This window comes from Pseudomonas sp. FDAARGOS_380, assembly GCF_002591235.1.
GTDB classification, from domain to species: domain Bacteria; phylum Pseudomonadota; class Gammaproteobacteria; order Pseudomonadales; family Pseudomonadaceae; genus Aquipseudomonas; species Aquipseudomonas salmasensis.
Window position 1 is genome coordinate 3,468,490 of the sequence record NZ_CP023969.1, and the last position, 19,034, is coordinate 3,487,523.

The window sequence follows — 19,034 nt, forward strand, 5'->3', positions numbered from 1 at the left end:
CGCGAAAGCGGTGGTTCAGTCACTTCAAATGTTGAATGACATACTGCATTCGCGAGCAAGCCCGCTCCCACAAGGGATCTGTGGTGTATTCAAGTGATTTGATGCCTATAAAAACAGATGTTCGTGGAGCCTCGCCGATGAAATCCTGTGAAGTCAATTTTGACGGTCTAGTGGGGCCGACCCATAACTACGGCGGTTTGTCCTTCGGCAACGTCGCGTCCCAAAGCAACAGCCAGCAGTCTTCCAACCCGAAGGAAGCGGCGTTGCAGGGCCTGCAGAAAATGAAAGCCCTGATGGACATGGGCTTTGTGCAAGGTGTGTTGGCGCCCCAGGAACGCCCGGATGTGGCCGCCTTGCGCAGCTTGGGTTTCAGCGGCACCGACGCCCAGGTGATTGAGCAGGCCGCCAAGCAGGCCATGCCTTTGCTGGTAGCGAGCTGCTCGGCTTCCAGCATGTGGGTAGCCAACGCCGCCACCGTCAGCCCAAGCGCAGACACCGTAGACGGCCGCGTGCATTTCACTGCCGCCAACCTCAATTGCAAATACCACCGCAGCATCGAACACCCCACCACCAGCCGCGTGCTGGGGGCGATGTTCGCCGATGGCAAGCACTTCGCCCACCACGCCGCCTTGCCGGCCGTGGCGCAGTTTGGCGATGAAGGCGCGGCCAACCACACGCGTTTTTGCCGTGAGTACGGCGAGGCGGGCGTCGAGTTTTTCGTCTTCGGCCGTAGTGCCTTCGACCCCCGTTACCCAGCCCCGCAGAAGTACCCGGCGCGCCAGACCCTGGAAGCCTCCCAGGCCGTTGCGCGCCTGCATGGCTTGAAGGATGACGGCGTGGTGTACGCCCAGCAGAACCCGGCGGTGATCGATGCCGGTGTGTTCCACAACGATGTGATCGCGGTGGGCAACGGCGAGGTACTGTTCTATCACGAGGATGCGTTCCTCAACACTGAACAGATGCTCGCCGAACTGCACGGCAAGTTGGGCAAGCTGGGCGGCAACTTCCAGTCGGTGTGTGTGCCTCGCGCGTTGGTCAGTGTCGAGGACGCGGTGCGTTCCTACCTGTTCAACAGCCAGTTGCTGACTCGGCCTGACGGTTCGATGCTGCTGATCGTGCCGGAAGAATGCCGCGCCAATGAGCGCGTATGGCAGTACCTGCAAGGCCTGACCGCTTCCGGCGGGCTGATTCGCGAGGTCAAGGTCTTCGACCTCAAGCAAAGCATGCAGAATGGCGGTGGGCCGGCGTGCCTGCGCCTGCGTGTGGCGTTGAACGAAACCGAGCTGGCGGCCGTGAACCCAGGGGTTATCATGACCGCGCCGTTGTACGAAACCCTGACCCAGTGGGTGGGCAAGCACTACCGCGACAGCCTGCGCGAAACCGACCTGGCTGACCCGCAGTTGCTGCTTGAGTGCCGGACGGCATTGGATGAACTGACGCAAATCCTTAAACTGGGCTCGGTTTATCCTTTCCAGATCAATTAATGCCACGCGGCTGAGATATTTTATTTATGACCGACACCCTGAAACTCATCCTTGAAGACACCGACGGCACCCAGCTGGAAACCTCCTGCACCCGCGTCGCCGTGGTCTGGCAGGGCAAGGAGATCTGGATCCAGCACGATGGCCGCGGCCAACTGCTGATTGGCGTGGACGTAGAAGAAGGCGACGCCGAGTACGCCAACCTGCTGATGCGCCCGTTGGCCACCAACCTGATGAGCCTGCAACTGGAAATGGAACCGGCCGACGTTGAAGGTGACGACGACGATCACGTCCACGGCCCAGGCTGCAACCACTAAGGAAGCTGCTTATGCTCGCCCTCGGCAAACTGCTTGAACTGACCCTCGCCGGTCGTGAACCGGCGCAAAAAATTCAACTGACTGTCGACGGCGTGCAGATGCGCTGGCTCAGCGAAGGCGCGCTTGAAGTGCGTCCTCCTGAAGCTTTGGACAACGGCAGCGACCTGCTGCTGTCGTCCGGCATCCATGGCAACGAAACCGCGCCGATCGAACTGCTCGACCGCCTGTTGCATGGCATTGCCCGCGGGGAGATCAAACCCCGCACCCGTATTCTGTTCCTGTTCGGGAATACCGAGGCCATGCGCCGCGGTGAGCGTTACCTCGAACTGGACGTCAACCGGCTGTTCAACGGCCGTCATGAACAAAACATCGGCCCCGAAGCCATGCGCGCCGCCGAGCTTGAGCAATTGGCCCGCAGCTTTTTCAGCCTGCCTGGCCGCTCGCGCCTGCATTACGACCTGCATACCGCGATTCGTGGTTCGAAAATCGAGCAGTTCGCGTTGTACCCGTGGAAGGAAGACCGACAGCATTCGCGCCGTGAGCTGGAGCGCTTGAACGCTGCCGGCATGCAGGCGGTGCTGTTGCAGAATAAAACCTCGATTACCTTCACCGCGTTTACCTACGAGCAACTCGGCGCCGAGGCGTTCACCCTGGAGTTGGGCAAGGCGCGGCCGTTCGGGCAGAACGACGGAGTGGACGTGTCGCGCCTGGAAGCGCGTCTGAAGCAGATCATCGAGGGTAACGAGCCTGAGACCGGTAGCCTCGACGGCCTGCAACTCTTCGCCGTTGCGCGAGAAGTGATCAAGCACAGCGACGCCTTCCTGATGCACCTGCCCGCAGATGTGGAAAACTTTTCGGAATTGGAAAAGGGCTACCTGCTGGCCGAAGACGTGGCCAAGACCCGCTGGGTGATCGAGGAGGAGGGCGCCCGCATCATCTTCCCCAACCCAAAGGTGAAGAACGGCTTGCGCGCCGGGATACTGATCGTGCCAACCACCGATGCCGGCCTGGTGTAGATCTCAAGGCCTGACCCGATGTAAATGTGGTGCGATATGTAAATGTGGTGCGATAGCCATAGGTATCTACATAATTGTGGTGCTGAACCTGTGGCGAGGGAGCTTGCTCCCGTGACGGCCTAACAGCCGGCGTCGATCTCACTAACGCGCCGCGATTCAAATGTGGGAGCGGGCTTGCTCGCGAAGGCGGCCTGGCAGCCGACACAGTTGGATTGTGTACATATCCATTCCTGCGGTAACGGCCACCTAGGGTTCCGCCCTGACGGCGGCTCACTTTTGAACAGCGCAAAAGTAAGCAAAACGCTCTTGCCCCACCACTCGGCACCTCGCCTAGGCTCGGTGTGCCCGTAATCCGCCAGTGATTTGGGGGGCCGCCGCCACGCGCCATCCATGGCGCGGGGCGGCTAAACCGGCATCCCTGCCGGTTTACCCCCCAAATCCCTGTCGAATTCCGGCCAGCGTGGTTTAACGGGGCGCCTGAGATCAAAAGCAGATCAAGATCAAGAGCGACTCGCTTCGCATCGTGGTTACCGTCTGCTGCTAAAGCCCACAGAGTTATGTAGATACCTATGCTGCGATAGCATCACCTGGGTATCACTGATACACCCAGGTGTCTGCATCGCAGGCAAGCCACACTGGGTTTAGACCGCTACCGCACGCGGCTCGCTACGACGGATCGCACGCACCTTGTGCAGCGTATCGGCGCAGGTGCGCGCCGCTTCCTGGCCCTTGTGCACGAAGTGCTCGTAGAAGAATGTGGTGTGCTCGCTGCCGGCATGGAAGTGGTGCGGCGTCAGGGACACCGAGAACACCGGCACTTCAGTTTCCAACTGCACCTGCATCAGGCCGCTGACCACCGATTGCGCGACGAATTCGTGGCGGTAGATGCCACCGTCCACCACCAGCGCGGCAGCGACGATGCCGGCGTAACGGCCGGTCTTGGCCAGCAGCTTGGCGTGCAGGGGCATTTCAAAGGCGCCGCCGACTTCGAAGAAGTCGATGTCCGATTCCTGATAACCCTGGGCGATCATTTCGGCGAGGAAGCCTTTGCGCGATTGGTCGACAATATCCTTGTGCCAGCAGGCCTGGATAAACGCGACGCGCTCGCCGTGATGGTTTTTGCTTTTGCTGTCAATTGCGGTGGGTTGCATGTTCTGACTCCTGTTTAAGAAAAAAACAGGGCGTTATGAATCGAATGGGATTTAAGGGTACGCATGCGCAAACAGGCGCGCGGCCCTTAGGTGCCAATCCCGTTCTCTCTTCATCCGGACTATGACCGTCGGCCCCGGGATCACACCGGGTCTGCTGACCTTGTCGCCGTCCTGCCTGAGCAGTTCAAGGCGCCAAGCGCTCGCGGGCTATGCACATTGCGTGCAATTACCGCCGGTGGGGAATTGCACCCCGCCCTGAGAACGTTGCCGCCAGAACCCTGGCGGCGCAGAGTTTTTAACATGGTTTTTCAAAAACTGCACGGTTGCCGTCTCGATAACTTATATCGGTTTGTTTGGTTGGTATTCGATTGAATGTAATCGGGGCTTGATATTCCGTGGCTTTGCCCGCAGTAATCACACACAAAAGGACTTATCCATTCCGTTAGAGGCCCCCTTGATGACCGTGATCGACCTGCGCAGCGACACCGTGACCCAACCCACTCCCGGCATGCTCGACGCGATGGCCAGCGCCGTCAGTGGCGACGATGTCTACGGTGAAGACCCCAGCGTCAACTGCCTGGAGGCCGAACTGGCCCAGCGCCTGGGCTTTGCCGCAGCGCTGTTCGTGCCCACCGGCACCATGAGCAACCTGCTGGCGTTGATGGCTCACTGTGAGCGCGGCGAGGAATACATCGTCGGCCAGCAGGCCCACACCTACAAATACGAAGGCGGCGGCGCGGCGGTGCTGGGGTCGATCCAGCCGCAGCCCCTGGAAGTCCAAGCCGATGGCTCCCTTGATCTGAACCAGGTGCTTGAAGCCATCAAGCCCGACGACTTCCACTTCGCCCGCACACGCCTGTTGGCGCTGGAAAACACCATGCAAGGCAAAGTGCTGCCGCTGGATTACCTGGCCAAGGCCCGTGCATTTACCCACGAGCATGGCCTGGCCCTGCACCTGGATGGCGCACGCCTCTACAACGCGGCAGTCAAGCTGGGCGTGGATGCGCGAGAAATCGCCCAGCATTTCGATTCGGTGTCGGTGTGCCTGTCCAAGGGCCTCGGCGCGCCGGTCGGCTCGGTGCTGTGTGGGTCGACGGCGCTGATCGCCAAGGCTCGGCGCTTGCGCAAGATGGTCGGCGGCGGCATGCGCCAGGCCGGCTCCCTGGCGGCAGCGGGTCTGTACGCCCTGGACCACCAGGTACAGCGCCTGGCTGAGGACCATGCCAACGCCCAAAGGCTGGGCGATGCGTTACGCAAGGCCGGCTACAGCGTCGAGCCGGTGCAGACCAATATGGTGTATGTGCAGGTAGGCGATCAGGCTCAGGCGCTGAAGGCTTTTGCTGCCGAGCGTGGGGTCAAGTTGAGTGCCGCGCCGCGCCTGCGCATGGTCACCCATCTGGATGTGAGCCGGGCGCAGATCGAGCAAGTGGTGCAGACATTCGTCGCGTTTTCGCAGAAATGACAGTGCAGGCCGTCTAATTGACTGTTTCTATCACATAAACACGCTGTACCACCGGCAAAGGGCCGATATAATGCGGCCCTTTGCCGTCGCTCCGTCTGATGATGTTGCGCACTGGCCTTTGGCCGCAGCCTCCGTGGAAGAACCTAATGAAAAGCGCAGAAATCCGTGAAGCCTTCCTTCGCTTCTTCGAAGAGCAAGGTCACACCCGTGTAGCCTCAAGCTCCTTGATCCCAGGCAATGACCCAACCCTGCTGTTCACTAACGCGGGGATGAACCAGTTCAAGGACTGCTTCCTGGGCCAGGAAAAGCGCGCCTACACCCGCGCCACCAGCAGCCAGAAGTGCGTACGCGCCGGCGGCAAGAACAGCGACCTGGAAAACGTCGGCTATACCGCCCGTCACCACACCTTTTTCGAGATGCTGGGTAACTTCAGCTTCGGCGACTATTTCAAGAAAGACGCGATCACGTTCGCCTGGACCTTCCTCACCGGCGTGCTGAAGCTGCCCAAGGAAAAACTCTGGGTCACCGTGTACGCGACGGACGACGAGGCGTATGACATCTGGACCCAGCAAATCGGTGTACCTGCCGAGCGCATGATCCGTATCGGCGACAACAAAGGCGCGCCTTACGCGTCCGATAACTTCTGGACCATGGGCGATACCGGCCCGTGCGGCCCGTGCACCGAGATTTTCTACGATCACGGCGACGATATCTGGGGTGGCCCGCCAGGCTCGCCAGAAGAAGACGGCGACCGTTACATCGAGATCTGGAACAACGTGTTCATGCAGTTCAACCGCACCGCCGACGGCGTGTTGCATCCGCTGCCGGCACCGTCGGTGGACACCGGCATGGGCCTGGAGCGGATCAGTGCGGTGATGCAGCACGTTCACTCCAACTACGAGATCGACCTGTTCACCAACCTGCTGAGCGCCTCGGCGGCGGCCATTGGTTGCGCCAATGAAGGCCAGTCTTCGCTCAAGGTGGTGTCGGACCACATCCGCTCCTGCGGTTTCCTGATCGCCGATGGCGTGCTGCCGTCCAACGAAGGTCGTGGCTACGTGCTGCGTCGCATCATCCGTCGCGCGTGCCGTCACGGTAACAAGCTGGGCGCTACCGGCAGCTTCTTCTACAAGATCGTGGCCGCACTGGTTGCCGAGATGGGCGATGCCTTCCCGGAACTCAAGCAACAGCAAAGCAACATCGAGCGGGTGCTCAAGGCTGAAGAAGAGCAGTTCTCCAAGACCCTGGAGCACGGCCTGAAGATTCTGGAACAGGACCTGGCTGAGCTCAAAGGCACCGTGGTGCCGGGTGATGTGGTGTTCAAGCTGTACGACACCTATGGTTTCCCGATGGACCTGACTGCCGACATCGCCCGCGAGCGCGAGCTGACCGTCGACGAAGCCGGTTTTGAGCGTGAAATGGAAGCCCAGCGCGTACGTGCACGTTCTGCCAGCTCCTTTGGCCTGGACTACAACACCCTGGTCAAGGTCGACGTACCGACCGAGTTCACCGGCTACAAGGCCACTGCGGGCTCGGCCAAGATCGTCGCTATCTATAAAGACGGCAAGTCGGTCGACGTGTTGAGCGAAGGTGAAGAGGCGGTTGTGGTGCTGGACCAGACGCCATTCTATGCCGAGTCCGGTGGCCAGATTGGCGATTGCGGTTTCCTGAGCTCGACATCCGGTCGTTTTGACGTGCGCGACACCACCAAGACCGGCGGTGCGTTCCTGCATCACGGTGTGCTGGTGCTGGGCAACTTGACGGTGGGCGCGCCCGTAGACACCCAGGTGGATGCCGACGTGCGGCATGCCACTGCGTTGAACCACTCGGCCACTCACTTGCTGCATGCTGCGCTGCGCCAGGTACTGGGCGAGCACGTGCAGCAAAAAGGTTCGTTGGTGGACAGCCAGCGCCTGCGTTTTGACTTCAGTCACTTTGAAGCGATCAAGCCTGAGCAGATCAAGGCCCTGGAAGACATCGTCAACGCCGAGATTCGCAAGAACACCCCGGTTGAAACCGAAGAAACCGATATCGAGACCGCCAGGAACAAAGGCGCCATGGCGCTGTTTGGCGAGAAGTACGGCGATGAAGTCCGCGTGCTGAGCATGGGCGGCAGCTTCTCGGTAGAACTCTGTGGTGGTATCCACGCCAACCGCACCGGCGATATCGGCCTGCTGAAGATCATCAGCGAAGGCGGTGTGGCCTCGGGTGTGCGTCGTATTGAAGCGGTGACCGGTGCTGCGGCCCTGGCTTACCTCAATGCGGCCGAAGAACAACTCAAGGAAGCGGCCGGCCTGGTCAAGGGCAGCCGCGACAACCTGATCGACAAGCTGTCCGCCGTGCTGGAGCGCAACCGTGCGCTGGAAAAACAGCTGGAGCAGTTGCAGGCCAAGGCGGCCAGCGCTGCAGGTGATGACCTGTCGGCAGCGGCGGTTGACGTCAAGGACGTAAAAGTCCTGGCGGCGCGCCTGGACGGCCAGGATGGCAAGGCGCTGTTGGCCTTGGTCGATCAGTTGAAGAACAAGCTCGGCCGCGCAGTGATCCTGCTCGGCAGTGTCCATGAGGATAAGGTCGTTCTGGTTGCTGGTGTAACCAAGGACCTGACTGGCCAACTCAAAGCCGGTGATTTGATGAAGCAAGCCGCTGCGACAGTGGGCGGCAAGGGTGGTGGTCGTCCGGACATGGCGCAAGGCGGTGGTGTCGATGCCGCAGCTCTGGACGCGGCGCTGGCCTTGACCGTGCCATTTGTCGAGGCAGGTATTTAAGGCACTGTTAACCGGCCCGTGGTCTAGTCACGGGCTTGTTCAGTGCGGGTGGATTGATATTAGGCGCCCCTTTACGGGCTGAGGCGGCTTGGAAATGGCTTTGATCGTACAGAAATTTGGAGGCACCTCGGTCGGTTCTGTCGAAAGAATCGAGCAGGTCGCCGACAAGGTTAAGAAGTTCCGCGATGCCGGTGATGACCTGGTAGTGGTGCTGTCGGCCATGAGTGGCGAGACCAATCGCCTGATCGATCTGGCCAAGGCCATCAGTGGTGATCAACAGCCGCTGCCGCGTGAGCTGGATGTGATCGTTTCCACGGGCGAGCAGGTGACCATTGCGCTGTTGGCCATGGCGCTGAACAAGCGTGGCGTGCCAGCGGTGTCCTACACGGGTAGCCAGGTGCGCATTCTTACAGACAGCGCGCATACCAAGGCGCGGATCCTGCAAATTGATGATCAGAAAATTCGTACTGATCTGAAAGCAGGGCGCGTGGTAGTTGTAGCGGGTTTCCAGGGCGTGGATGAACACGGCAACATCACCACGCTCGGTCGTGGCGGTTCGGACACCACCGGTGTGGCCCTGGCAGCAGCGCTCAAGGCTGACGAATGCCAGATCTATACCGATGTGGATGGCGTCTACACCACTGACCCACGCGTCGTGCCAGTGGCCCAGCGCCTGGACAAGATCACCTTTGAAGAAATGCTGGAAATGGCCAGCCTTGGTTCCAAGGTGTTGCAGATTCGCGCGGTGGAGTTCGCCGGCAAGTACAACGTTCCGCTGCGCGTATTGCACAGCTTCAAGGAGGGTCCGGGCACCCTCATTACTATTGATGAAGAGGAATCCATGGAACAGCCGATCATTTCCGGCATCGCTTTCAATCGCGATGAAGCCAAGCTGACGATCCGTGGCGTGCCAGACACCCCGGGCGTGGCTTTCAAGATTCTGGGCCCTGTCAGCGATGCGAATGTTGAAGTCGACATGATCGTGCAGAACGTTTCGCACGATAACACCACCGATTTCACCTTCACTGTGCACCGCAACGAATACGATGCGGCATTGAAAATCCTGCAGAACACGGCGAGCGAGATTGGCGCCCGTGAAGTGGTCGGCGATACCAAGATTGCCAAGGTGTCGATCGTTGGGGTGGGCATGCGTTCCCATGCTGGGGTTGCCAGCCGTATGTTTGGGGCCCTTGCCAAGGAAGGTATCAACATCCAGATGATTTCCACCTCGGAAATCAAAGTCTCGGTAGTGATCGAAGAGAAGTACCTGGAACTGGCTGTACGCGCGCTGCATACCGCTTTTGAGCTGGATGCTCCGGCCCGACAGGGCGAGTAATGCGTTGCCAGGAAGGCGCGGTTTACCGCGCCTTCATTTTTTTGTGGGGTACATGGTCTTTTGCATGGGCTCGACAATACTTAGCGAGTAGGGCTACGACCTTTTGGTTGTAGGTTGAATGCTTTTTTTTTGCAGACTGTTGTTCCTGAACTGAAATGCGTGAGGTGAAAGGTATGCTGATTCTGACTCGTCGTTGCGCAGAAAGCCTGATTATCGGTGATGGCGAAATCACCGTGACCGTGCTCGGCGTCAAAGGCAATCAAGTACGTATTGGGGTTAATGCTCCGAAAGAGGTGGCTGTCCACCGCGAGGAAATCTACCTGCGGATCAAGAAAGAGAAGGACGAAGAACCAAGCCTTTAATTTTTATCGTTTTTTATGTTTGCAAACGGGGAGGAACGTGGTTAATATACGCCCCGTGTTGCGGAGAGCTGGCCGAGTGGCCGAAGGCGCTCCCCTGCTAAGGGAGTACACCTCAAAAGGGTGTCGGGGGTTCGAATCCCCCGTTCTCCGCCATTATTTGCTTAGTACGTTGCAATCTGGTTTTTTCGGTAAGTTGTTGAAAATACTCGAAAAAATAGCTTTACATAGAGATTGAACGGCCTATAATGCGCGGCAACAAATGCACTCGTAGCTCAGCTGGATAGAGTACTCGGCTACGAACCGAGCGGTCACAGGTTCGAATCCTGTCGAGTGCACCATTTAAGAGTTAGTTGCAGCGATGCAGGTAGCTTGGCTTCAACCAGTTGTGATCTGGTCTAAAAACACAATCTGCACTCGTAGCTCAGCTGGATAGAGTACTCGGCTACGAACCGAGCGGTCACAGGTTCGAATCCTGTCGAGTGCACCATACAAACAAAAAGCCCGCCTAGTGCGGGCTTTTTGCCGTCTGGGGTTTGTGTAGGTTTTATCCGGCGTTCTCCTTTTTCTCCCCTCCTCATGTGTTTTCCCCCGCGCTTGCGTCGTCGCAGTTCATAGATGCAGCCAATACTGAGCTTTGGCGTGCAAGCGCTTGTTCTTTCCAGTTTTTTAACGTTTAAAACGTCCGGGCGGTGTATCATGCGCCCGTCAGCCCCGCCGGGGCTTGTGGAATACCTCCATGGACTTACCCAGTAGTTACTCAGTACCCCGTTTTACCAATCATGAATTGACTGATTGATCCTTCCGGCGTGCCCCGCTGCTGGGAGTGGAGTTCGCCTATGACCGAAGTAGAAGTAAAGAAAACACAAGAAAGCCTGCAGGATCGTCTGGCTCAAGTTATCGAGCTGCTGCAGCGCCAGCGCGTGGTCGAAGACCTCACGCATCGCCAGGAAGGTCCGAACCACGACCGCGTCGAAAACCTGGTTCACCGGCAAAACCTCGTCGAGTTGCAACGCAAGCTCGATGACCTGCACTCCGCCGACGTCGCCTATATTCTTGAAGCCTTGCCGCTGGATGACCGACTGACCCTGTGGCAGTTGGTCAAGGCCGATCGCGACGGTGACATCCTTCTGGAAGTATCGGACTCGGTGCGTGAGACGCTCATCGCCGACATGGATGACCACGAGCTCCTGGCTGCCGCCAAGGAGATGGACGCGGATGAGCTGGCGGACCTGGCCCCTGAGCTGCCCCGTGATGTTGTCCATGAGTTGATGGAGGCGCTCGATACGCAGCAGCGTGAGCGTGTGCGTTCTGCGCTGTCGTACGACGAGGACCAGGTCGGCGCACTGATGGACTTCGAGATGGTCACCATCCGCGAAGACGTCAGCCTTGAAGTGGTGTTGCGTTACCTGCGCCGTCTCAAAGAATTGCCCGGCCACACCGACAAACTGTTTGTGGTCGACTATGAGGGGATCCTCAAGGGCGTTTTGCCGATCAAGCGCCTGCTGGTCAATGATCCGGAGAAGAGAGTTGCTGACCTGATGGCCAGCGATACCGTGAGTTTCCATCCGGACGAGGATGCCTACGACGCGGCCCAGGCATTCGAGCGTTACGACTTGATCTCGGCTCCGGTGGTGGATAAGAACGGCAAGTTGATCGGTCGTCTGACCATCGATGAAATCGTTGACTTGATCCGTGAAGAAAGTGAAACCGAAGTCCTCAACATGGCAGGTTTGCGTGAAGAGGAAGATATTTTCGCGTCGGTCTGGCGTTCACTGCATAACCGCTGGGCCTGGCTGGCTATCAATCTGATTACCGCGTTTATCGCTTCTCGCGTGATCGGGTTGTTTGAAGGCTCTATCGAGAAGCTGGTGGCGTTGGCGGCGTTGATGCCGATTGTGGCGGGCATTGGCGGTAACTCCGGGAACCAGACCATCACCATGATCGTACGCGCCATGGCGCTGGACCAGGTCAGTACCGCCAATTCCTCACGACTGCTGCGCAAGGAACTGGCGGTAGGCCTCATAAACGGGTTGGTGTGGGGCGGCGTGATTGGCGTGGTGGCCTACTTGCTCTACGGTAGTTGGTCCCTGGGCGTGGTCATGACTGCAGCCATGACCCTTAACCTGTTACTGGCGGCCTTGATGGGGGTGTTGATCCCAATGACCTTGGCGCGTCTAGGTCGCGATCCCGCCATGGGGGCCAGTGTGATGATCACGGCCATGACTGACAGTGGTGGCTTCTTCATCTTCTTGGGCCTGGCAACGATCTTCCTGCTCTGACCCTTCCAGCGGGGGCAAACCTGCCCTCGCTTTGCTTCTTATTTCCCAAATTCCAGGCAAAAAAAAGCCAGCACATGGCTGGCTTCGGCTTTCAGGTGTCAATCAATTGGCTTCTGCGGCCGCCTCCACGTCATGCGCGATAAGCGAGACGAGAGCATTTTGCTGGCGGTGGGAGAGCTGACGAAAACGCTGCAGCAGTTCGCGTTCGTGCAGTGACAGCTCGGGGCTGTCCAGGCGCATGCTCAACTCTTCACCCAAGGCACCTTCCTGAATAAGGCTTTGTTCCAGGCGTGCGATGATTTCGGAGTTCATGCTGCGGTGATGATTGCGAGCCACCTCGGCAATGCGTTCCCGCATTCCGTCTGGCAGACGTACGACGAATTTGTCAGCCGTACGGCTGGAATAAATTGCCTGTTTCAATGGGCGCATATATTTAACCGGTTAGTTCAGGGGAGCGGTTTCTGGAATTGGCCGCAAGATGAGTGTTAAGACAAGGCTCACGACCAAAGTTCAACCCGAATTGCAAAGAGGCCGCATCATGCCTCAGATTTGACATTTCATTGGCGTCAATTCTGTGACAAATATTGAACCGCCTACAGGCTTTATGCCAGTACTGATTTGCGTTTTTGCGGACTGGTTGGAAAAAATCCCGCGAGTGCAGCGAAGCTCGTCAATTTTCGCTCAAGCCTGCACCGCCTCTGGGTTGAAGGGCGCCCGTCCTATAGCGATATGGCCTTTTGCCCTCAGGCTTAAGGTTAGTAGCTGTTCGCCTATTTACGAGTGTCAGGCGACATAAGGTAGGGGAGGGAGGTGGGGAAGGGGGGGTTAACGCAGGAGCGGATCGAATTTGATTCGGCGACCCTTGATGAGCGTCAGTACCAGTAGGCTGCCCAGCACGGCGCTGGCGACAAAGGCTAGGGTTTGAGTTTGTTGTGATGTAGCTCCCAGGCCTAGCGCAACAGATAGGAGCGTCAGGCACAGAAACAACCAGGCAGATTTAGACATGAATAGTGTTCTCAGAAAACCCAATGCTCGGCCGCTGGCGCTGGTTGTGTATCTTGGGTCAGGCGGATGGGAGACTGGGGGGGTGCAGTCATCAGTGCCAACTGAGGGCGCTGTTGCAGATGGTGGGGAATGGCTTGGCTGATTTGCGCGCCGTCTTCAGTATTGGTCGGCTGAAAATGAAACGTCACCACCGTAGCCAGTGCCACAGCGTTCAGTGCGAGTAGAAGGGCGCTGTTCATCATCATTGTCTCCACGGTGCCTGGAACGATTGGTTTTGTGCTTATGACTTTGCAGATGTCGTGCCAATCTATTATTCCAATAAAAACAACGAGTTAAGTTTGTTTTTTGAGGGCGCTGGGTTGCAGTTTGCAATGATGGCATATTGGCGCAGTGCAATTTGCACGATAACGGTGAAGGTCTTGGCATGCTGGATGAGGCGATGAACGTACGCGCAAGGATTGGCCTACAGTCAAAATGCCAACGGACGACATGACAAAACCAGCCTCGGCCGTTAAGATGCACGCCGTCTGTCGCTAGCCCTTCAGGGTAAGCGTGGCATTTGTCCCAGTAGCTCAATTGGATAGAGCATCCCCCTCCTAAAGGCTAGACACGATTTCTTGCAAGGGACAGGGCGCAGTGATAAGTTGTGATCGCTGTTGGTTTGGTTTTTTGATTTTTCTGTTTGTATTCAAGCCGTTATCTCTATAGTCCTTGTAGTTCAACGGATAGAACGGGGCCCTCCTAAGGCTCAGATGCAGGTTCGATTCCTGCCGGGGACACCATCTTAGTCACTACTTCAGTCACTACTTCTCTTCTTGCTCAGCATGACCTTGCTCGGGTCAGCTAGGCCTCGCGCTGACCTGCACATCCATCGCAACGTAGGCATGCGCCATGCATTCTGTCGGCAAGCTTCGATTTTCATTCGCTTTGACCGATATCAAGTCAATCATTGCGCTGTGCGCGATCCTCTGCGCATATCAACCGCGTCTAAGTGTCAGCTAGCTCACATCAGGCATGGCTTATAGGCCTTTTTATCCATCCCCTTGTGATTTCGTGCCACTGCTATAGTGGCTCGTAGAATCAACTGAGGGATCAGAATGAAGGTCGTCAAACTCGGCATAGAGAATTTTCGCGGGATTCGGTGCGCCAGTCTTTGCTTCGATGGGCATACGCTCCTGGTTGGAACGAATAACGTAGGGAAAAGCACCATCTGTGAGGCTCTGGATCTGGTATTGGGCCCGGATCGACTCAATCGGTTCCCCCCCATAGATGAGCATGACTTTTACAACGGAATTTATCTGTTCCCGTCTCTAGAAGAGGGATTGCCGCCTACGCCAATTCGCCTGCGCATCGAGGCTGTCCTGATTGGGTTGAGCGTCGAGGTCAGTAATCGGTGTGGAGGTAACTCGGAGTTTTGGCACCTGTTAGAAAAGCGCGTTCTCGCGGCTGGTGAAATCGCCGCTGCGAATCCACCCGATGTCGTACCTTGCCTAAGGATCGAGACCATTGGTCTCTACGACATCGAGGAGGACGAGTTTGTCGCCAGGACTTATTTCTCTCATAGCCCTGATGCACCATTGGGTGAGTTGACGGCTGTTCCAAAGACCATCAAGCGACAGTTCGGATTTCTTTATCTACGCACCCTTAGGACGGGATCGCGAGCGCTCAGTTTGGAGCGGGGGTCGTTGCTGGACATTATCCTGAGAGCTAAGGGTGTAAGGCACAGCCTCTGGCAGAAAACGATATCTCGGCTTCAAAGCCTAGACATCGAAGCCGATGCGACTGAAATAGCTCCCGTCCTTAGATCAGTTGAAAAAAGGCTCTCCAGATATGTAGCCCTTGAATCGCCTGGCAATGCCACGAAGCTCCACGTATCGGAACTTACCAGAGAGCATCTTCGGAAAACGCTGACCTTTTTCATGGCGCTGTCCGCTGATCAGGCGCATGTTCCGTTTGCCCATGCCGGCACTGGAACGATTAACACCCTGGTGCTGGCGCTGCTGTCACTTATTGCTGACCTCAAGTCTGATGTGATCTTTGCGATGGAAGAGCCTGAGATCGCTGTTCCCCCACATACTCAGCGAAGGATCGCCGAGTACCTTCTCACCAAAACGACGCAGGCGTTCGTCACATCTCATTCTCCCTTTGTGATCGAGAAGTTTGAGCCTAGTCAAACGCTGCTGCTTGCCCGACATGACGCAGGTACTGTCACATCTCGGAAAGTCTCGGATGCGACCGGACTTAAAGATAATGATTACAGACGATTCGCTAAGTCGGGGCTTTCTGAGTGCATGTTAAGTCGCGGTGTCATCGTCGTTGAGGGGGTAACCGAGCTGCATGCTATGCCAGTGATTGCTCGTCGCATGGAAGAACAGGATCCGAGTCTCCAGCCGCTGGATATTTCTGGGGTGGCATTCTTTGACGCGGATGGCGAGTCGAATGTACCCAAATTCGGCAAGTTTTTTAAAACTTTGGGGCTTCGGACGTTTGCCTTCTACGATCTTCTTCCCAAAGGAAATCGAAAACCCGAGGTGCTCCAAGCGTTGGCCGATACCTATGAGATAAACACTGAACACCCCTACAAGGGCTTCGAGGGTCTGCTTGCTGCTGAGGTTCCAGCGTCACGTCTTTGGTCTTTTCTACTCGATCTGAAGATCAGCGACGAGAGTGGAAACGTGATGGTGCCTGAGCTACAGCCAAGTGATGCTGGGGTAAGGTCTTTGGCGATGCAGGCTCTTGGAAGGTAACCGTCCGGCCAAGGCACCTACCGAACTCCAGCATTAAGGGCGATGGTGTCCGCGTATTTTTAAGCGGACACCATCGCCCTTATCGCTAGGACTTTCATGCGCCAACGAAGCTCTTACCCCAAACCATTCAAAGCCCAGGTCGTCCAGGAATGTCTGCAACCCGGAGCGACGATTTCCAGCGTGGCCATCCATCACGGCATCAACGCTAACGTGATCCGCAAGTGGCTACCTGCTTACCGGGATCAATCGCCTGCAACCTTGCCGGCTTTTGTTCCAGTAAAAGCGGTACCAAGGCGAGCAACAGAAGAAATGGTCACCATCTCGCTGCCTCTGGGTGATAAATCCATCACCGTAAAGTGGCCAGCCTCGGATCCGGACGGCTGCGCGTGTTTTATTCGTGGCCTGGCCCAATGATTCGTGTCGATGCCATCTGGCTCGCCACCGAGCCCCTGGACATGCGCGCCGGCACTGAGACCGCGTTGGCCAGAGTGGTCGCAGTGTTCGGTGCGGCGAAGCCGCACTGCGCTTACCTCTTCGCCAACCGCCGGGCGAACCGGATGAAAGTCCTGGTGCACGATGGCGTCGGTATCTGGCTGGCGGCGCGGCGCTTGAACCAAGGTAAGTTTCATTGGCCAGGCATCCATCGTGGGATGGAGGTCGAACTCGACCCCGAACAACTCCAGGCGCTGGTGCTTGGATTGCCTTGGCAACGAGTCGGTGCGGGCGGCGCAATTACATTGCTTTAAATGCTCCTTTCAGCTTTAGCACTCGGACGGCTTTGGTAAAATCCACGGCATGACTTCCTTGCCCGATCTCGACCAAATGACTCCCGAACAACTGCGCGCACTGGCTGCGCAGTTGATGTCCAAGGTCGACACCATGGGCCGAAAGATCCATCGTGATGAAACGATCATTGAACAGCTCACTCACGAGATCGCCATCCTCAAACGGCACAAGTTCGCCAAGCGCAGCGAGCAGATCAGCCCGGCGCAAGGCAGCTTACTTGATGACCTGCTCAATACCGACCTCGAAGCCATCGAGGCCGAGTTAAAAGCCCTTCATCCAGCGCCCGCAGAGACAGAACCACGCCAGCAACCCAAGCGTGCGCCGCTGCCGCCGCAGTTCCCTCGCACTGTGATCCATCACGAACCGGACAGCACTCAGTGCGCGTGCGGCTGCCAGCTTCAGCGCATCGGTGAAGATGTCAGCGAAAAGCTGGACTACACGCCGGGCGTGTTCACCGTTGAACATCACGTCCGTGGGAAGTGGGCCTGCCGGCAGTGCGAAACGTTGATCCAGGCGCCGGTGCCGCCGCAAGTAATCGATAAGGGCATCCCCACGGCGGGCCTGCTGGCCCACGTGATGGTGGCCAAATTCGCCGATCACCTGCCGCTCTATCGACAGGAAAAGATCTTCGGCCGTGCCGGCCTGGCTATCCCGCGCTCAACACTGGCGCAGTGGGTGGGTCAAACTGGAGTGCAGCTTCAGCCGCTGGTCGATGCACTGCGCGAAGTGGTGCTGGCCCAGCGCGTGGTTCACGCCGATGAAACGCCGGTACCAATGCTGGCACCGGGCGAGAAGAAAACCCACCGCGCCTATGTCTGGGCCTACAGCACGACGCCGTTTTCGGCCTTAAAGGCCGTGGTCTACGACTTCAGTCCCAGCCGTGCTGGCGAACATGCGCGTAACTTTCTGGGCACCTGGAACGGCAAGCTCGTCTGTGATGACTTTGCCGGCTACAAGGCCAGCTTCGAGTTGGGCATCATCGAAATCGGCTGCATGGCCCATGCGCGCCGCAAGTTCTTCGACCTGCATGTCGCCAATAAAAGCCAATTGGCGGAGCAGGCGCTTCACTCGATTGGCGGGCTGTACGAAGTCGAGCGACACGCCAAGGAAATGAGCGATGAAGACCGTTGGCGATTACGCCAGGAAACAGCGGTGCCCATCGCCGAAAAACTGCATGAGTGGATGCTGGCCCAACGCGAACTTGTGCCCGAGGGTTCGGCTACGGCCAAGGCTCTGGATTACAGCCTCAAACGCTGGATAGCGCTGACGCGCTACCTGGAAGATGGTGCTGTGCCCATCGACAACAATCAAATCGAGAACCTAATCCGGCCGTGGGCTCTTGGCCGCTCGAATTGGTTGTTCGCAGGCTCGCTACGCAGTGGCAAACGTGCCGCAGCGATCATGAGTTTGATCCAGTCTGCGCGGCTCAATGGGCATGATCCATATGCATACCTGAAGGATGTTCTTACACGCCTGCCGACGCAACGGGCGAGTGAGGTTGATCAGTTGTTGCCACATGGGTGGACGCCTACCTAACCACGGAAGTGGATTTAGGTAGGCGCTATTCCGCTAGTTATAGGATCCGAGACGGATCAGATCCAATCTAGCGTCCAGCGGATTCAGCTTTGGCAGAATCTTATCCGATTACCGAAAGGGTCATAAACCTCCAGAACCTGCCCCCATCCCTGCTGGACAATATCCGGACGACCGTATCCGTACCGTTTGCCAAGTAGCTCATCACGAAGCATTTCGATATTTTGCATCGGAACAAATATCGTCGACCCTGGACTGGCATCACCATGATGTTCGGACAAGTGGAGCTGTAACCCGTTTCGATTGATCCCTAAATACAGCGGTAGATCCGCTTCGAATCGGTGCTCAAACTCGACGCTGAAGCCCAGAAAATCAAAATAAAACTCGCGGGCCTTGGTTTCGTCAAATATTCGCAATATGGGAATTGCTTTGTCGAATGTGACAGCGGGTTGAGGATTTTCATCCGGAAGCATCGCTGATGCTACGTTCCAGTCCTTATAGCCCAGTTGCTGTGCCACCAGTTCGAGTGCAACGGAGTGCGACACTTCCTGATTGCGCTTCTCCAACGAAGCACGCAGGCTCTTGGCCATCTGTTTGGCTTTCTGGATTGAAGACATTATTTCTCCTTGAGTCGAAGCATTTTGGTGCTCGCCTTGCCAAACCTCGACCATCAAGAGAGATACGATGTGGTTTGTATAAATATGCTTTCACCTTTCCTTTACGGAGCGAGCGGCTGGCAGCATCGGCCAGCCCTGATCATACACAACCACTAATAAAGGCGAAAGTTTGTGCCA

The 19,034-nt window shown here is 57.2% G+C and carries 17 protein-coding genes, 4 tRNA genes and 1 riboswitch; of the genes, 16 read left to right on the plus strand and 5 right to left on the minus strand.

The features are described 5' to 3' along the window. The first annotated feature begins 137 nt into the window (after positions 1 to 137). The 3 genes from astB to astE are packed head-to-tail and all read left to right on the plus strand — an operon-like array spanning position 138 to position 2,814. Positions 138 to 1,484: an N-succinylarginine dihydrolase gene (gene astB / locus CRN80_RS16270; protein WP_098950574.1), complete on the plus strand. Its 1,347-nt coding sequence runs from the start codon at positions 138 to 140 to the stop codon at positions 1,482 to 1,484. 26 nt (positions 1,485 to 1,510) lie between these two features. Beyond that, the gene (locus CRN80_RS16275; protein WP_003175651.1) at positions 1,511 to 1,798 is read left to right on the plus strand and encodes a hypothetical protein; all 288 of its coding nucleotides are present in this window, start codon (positions 1,511 to 1,513) and stop codon (positions 1,796 to 1,798) included. Positions 1,799 to 1,809: 11 nt separating this feature from the next. Further along, positions 1,810 to 2,814: a succinylglutamate desuccinylase gene (gene astE / locus CRN80_RS16280; RefSeq protein WP_098950575.1), complete on the plus strand. Its 1,005-nt coding sequence runs from the start codon at positions 1,810 to 1,812 to the stop codon at positions 2,812 to 2,814. A 641-nt stretch (positions 2,815 to 3,455) separates the two neighbouring features. Here astE and CRN80_RS16290 read toward each other — a convergent pair. Continuing rightward, a complete protein-coding gene (locus CRN80_RS16290; protein ID WP_003193604.1) occupies positions 3,456 to 3,965 on the minus strand; it encodes a 6,7-dimethyl-8-ribityllumazine synthase in 510 nt (169 codons plus the stop codon). A 97-nt stretch (positions 3,966 to 4,062) separates the two neighbouring features. Continuing rightward, positions 4,063 to 4,232: riboswitch (FMN riboswitch) on the minus strand. 190 nt (positions 4,233 to 4,422) lie between these two features. Here CRN80_RS16290 and ltaE point away from each other — a divergent pair. The 8 genes from ltaE to mgtE all read left to right on the plus strand — a co-directional run bounded on the left by ltaE (position 4,423) and on the right by mgtE (position 12,169). Next, positions 4,423 to 5,427 (plus strand): low-specificity L-threonine aldolase, encoded by a 1,005-nt coding sequence (ltaE, locus tag CRN80_RS16295; RefSeq protein ID WP_098950577.1) that lies wholly within the window; start codon positions 4,423 to 4,425, stop codon positions 5,425 to 5,427. A 146-nt stretch (positions 5,428 to 5,573) separates the two neighbouring features. After that, positions 5,574 to 8,192, plus strand: a complete 2,619-nt coding sequence (alaS, locus tag CRN80_RS16300; RefSeq protein ID WP_098950578.1) for an alanine--tRNA ligase — start codon at positions 5,574 to 5,576, stop codon at positions 8,190 to 8,192. A 94-nt stretch (positions 8,193 to 8,286) separates the two neighbouring features. After that, the gene (locus tag CRN80_RS16305; RefSeq protein ID WP_098950579.1) at positions 8,287 to 9,528 is read left to right on the plus strand and encodes an aspartate kinase; all 1,242 of its coding nucleotides are present in this window, start codon (positions 8,287 to 8,289) and stop codon (positions 9,526 to 9,528) included. A gap of 173 nt (positions 9,529 to 9,701) precedes the next feature. Next, a complete protein-coding gene (gene csrA, locus CRN80_RS16310; RefSeq protein WP_003175645.1) occupies positions 9,702 to 9,890 on the plus strand; it encodes a carbon storage regulator CsrA in 189 nt (62 codons plus the stop codon). 62 nt (positions 9,891 to 9,952) lie between these two features. Next, positions 9,953 to 10,043: transfer RNA gene (locus CRN80_RS16315), tRNA-Ser, on the plus strand. Positions 10,044 to 10,151: 108 nt separating this feature from the next. Then, positions 10,152 to 10,228 (plus strand) — tRNA-Arg (locus tag CRN80_RS16320). 72 nt (positions 10,229 to 10,300) lie between these two features. Further along, a tRNA-Arg gene (locus tag CRN80_RS16325) sits at positions 10,301 to 10,377 on the plus strand. Between the two features lie 349 nt (positions 10,378 to 10,726). Continuing rightward, positions 10,727 to 12,169 (plus strand): magnesium transporter, encoded by a 1,443-nt coding sequence (gene mgtE / locus CRN80_RS16330; RefSeq protein WP_098950580.1) that lies wholly within the window; start codon positions 10,727 to 10,729, stop codon positions 12,167 to 12,169. A gap of 102 nt (positions 12,170 to 12,271) precedes the next feature. On the opposite strand, the gene CRN80_RS16335 is transcribed toward mgtE, so the two are convergent. The 3 genes from CRN80_RS16335 to CRN80_RS16345 all read right to left on the minus strand — a co-directional run bounded on the left by CRN80_RS16335 (position 12,272) and on the right by CRN80_RS16345 (position 13,413). Further along, positions 12,272 to 12,598: an Arc family DNA-binding protein gene (locus CRN80_RS16335; protein WP_003193592.1), complete on the minus strand. Its 327-nt coding sequence runs from the start codon at positions 12,596 to 12,598 to the stop codon at positions 12,272 to 12,274. A 396-nt stretch (positions 12,599 to 12,994) separates the two neighbouring features. Then, complete coding sequence (locus tag CRN80_RS31725) at positions 12,995 to 13,174, minus strand: PA3371 family protein (protein WP_003193590.1); 180 nt, start codon at positions 13,172 to 13,174, stop codon at positions 12,995 to 12,997. Positions 13,175 to 13,185: 11 nt separating this feature from the next. Then, the gene (locus CRN80_RS16345; RefSeq protein ID WP_098952627.1) at positions 13,186 to 13,413 is read right to left on the minus strand and encodes a hypothetical protein; all 228 of its coding nucleotides are present in this window, start codon (positions 13,411 to 13,413) and stop codon (positions 13,186 to 13,188) included. A gap of 468 nt (positions 13,414 to 13,881) precedes the next feature. Here CRN80_RS16345 and CRN80_RS16350 point away from each other — a divergent pair. From CRN80_RS16350 to CRN80_RS16370, 5 genes are all read left to right on the plus strand, one after another. Further along, positions 13,882 to 13,956 (plus strand) — tRNA-Arg (locus tag CRN80_RS16350). 315 nt (positions 13,957 to 14,271) lie between these two features. Further along, on the plus strand, positions 14,272 to 15,921 hold the full coding sequence (locus CRN80_RS16355; protein ID WP_098950581.1) for an ATP-dependent endonuclease: 1,650 nt from the start codon (positions 14,272 to 14,274) through the stop codon (positions 15,919 to 15,921). Between the two features lie 96 nt (positions 15,922 to 16,017). After that, a complete protein-coding gene (locus CRN80_RS16360) occupies positions 16,018 to 16,335 on the plus strand; it encodes a transposase (RefSeq protein WP_098950582.1) in 318 nt (105 codons plus the stop codon). Further along, positions 16,332 to 16,667 carry an IS66 family insertion sequence element accessory protein TnpB gene (gene tnpB / locus CRN80_RS31730; protein WP_065874732.1) on the plus strand — a complete coding sequence of 112 codons (336 nt, stop codon included), beginning with the start codon at positions 16,332 to 16,334 and terminating at the stop codon, positions 16,665 to 16,667. The genes CRN80_RS16360 and tnpB overlap by 4 nt, the downstream gene beginning before the upstream one ends. Before the next feature lie 49 nt (positions 16,668 to 16,716). Next, positions 16,717 to 18,243 carry an IS66 family transposase gene (locus CRN80_RS16370; protein WP_098950583.1) on the plus strand — a complete coding sequence of 509 codons (1,527 nt, stop codon included), beginning with the start codon at positions 16,717 to 16,719 and terminating at the stop codon, positions 18,241 to 18,243. 83 nt (positions 18,244 to 18,326) lie between these two features. Here the strand turns inward: CRN80_RS16370 and CRN80_RS16375 are convergent, their stop codons facing one another. Next, complete coding sequence (locus tag CRN80_RS16375; protein WP_065874734.1) at positions 18,327 to 18,857, minus strand: glyoxalase superfamily protein; 531 nt, start codon at positions 18,855 to 18,857, stop codon at positions 18,327 to 18,329. Positions 18,858 to 19,034: the final 177 nt, after the last annotated feature.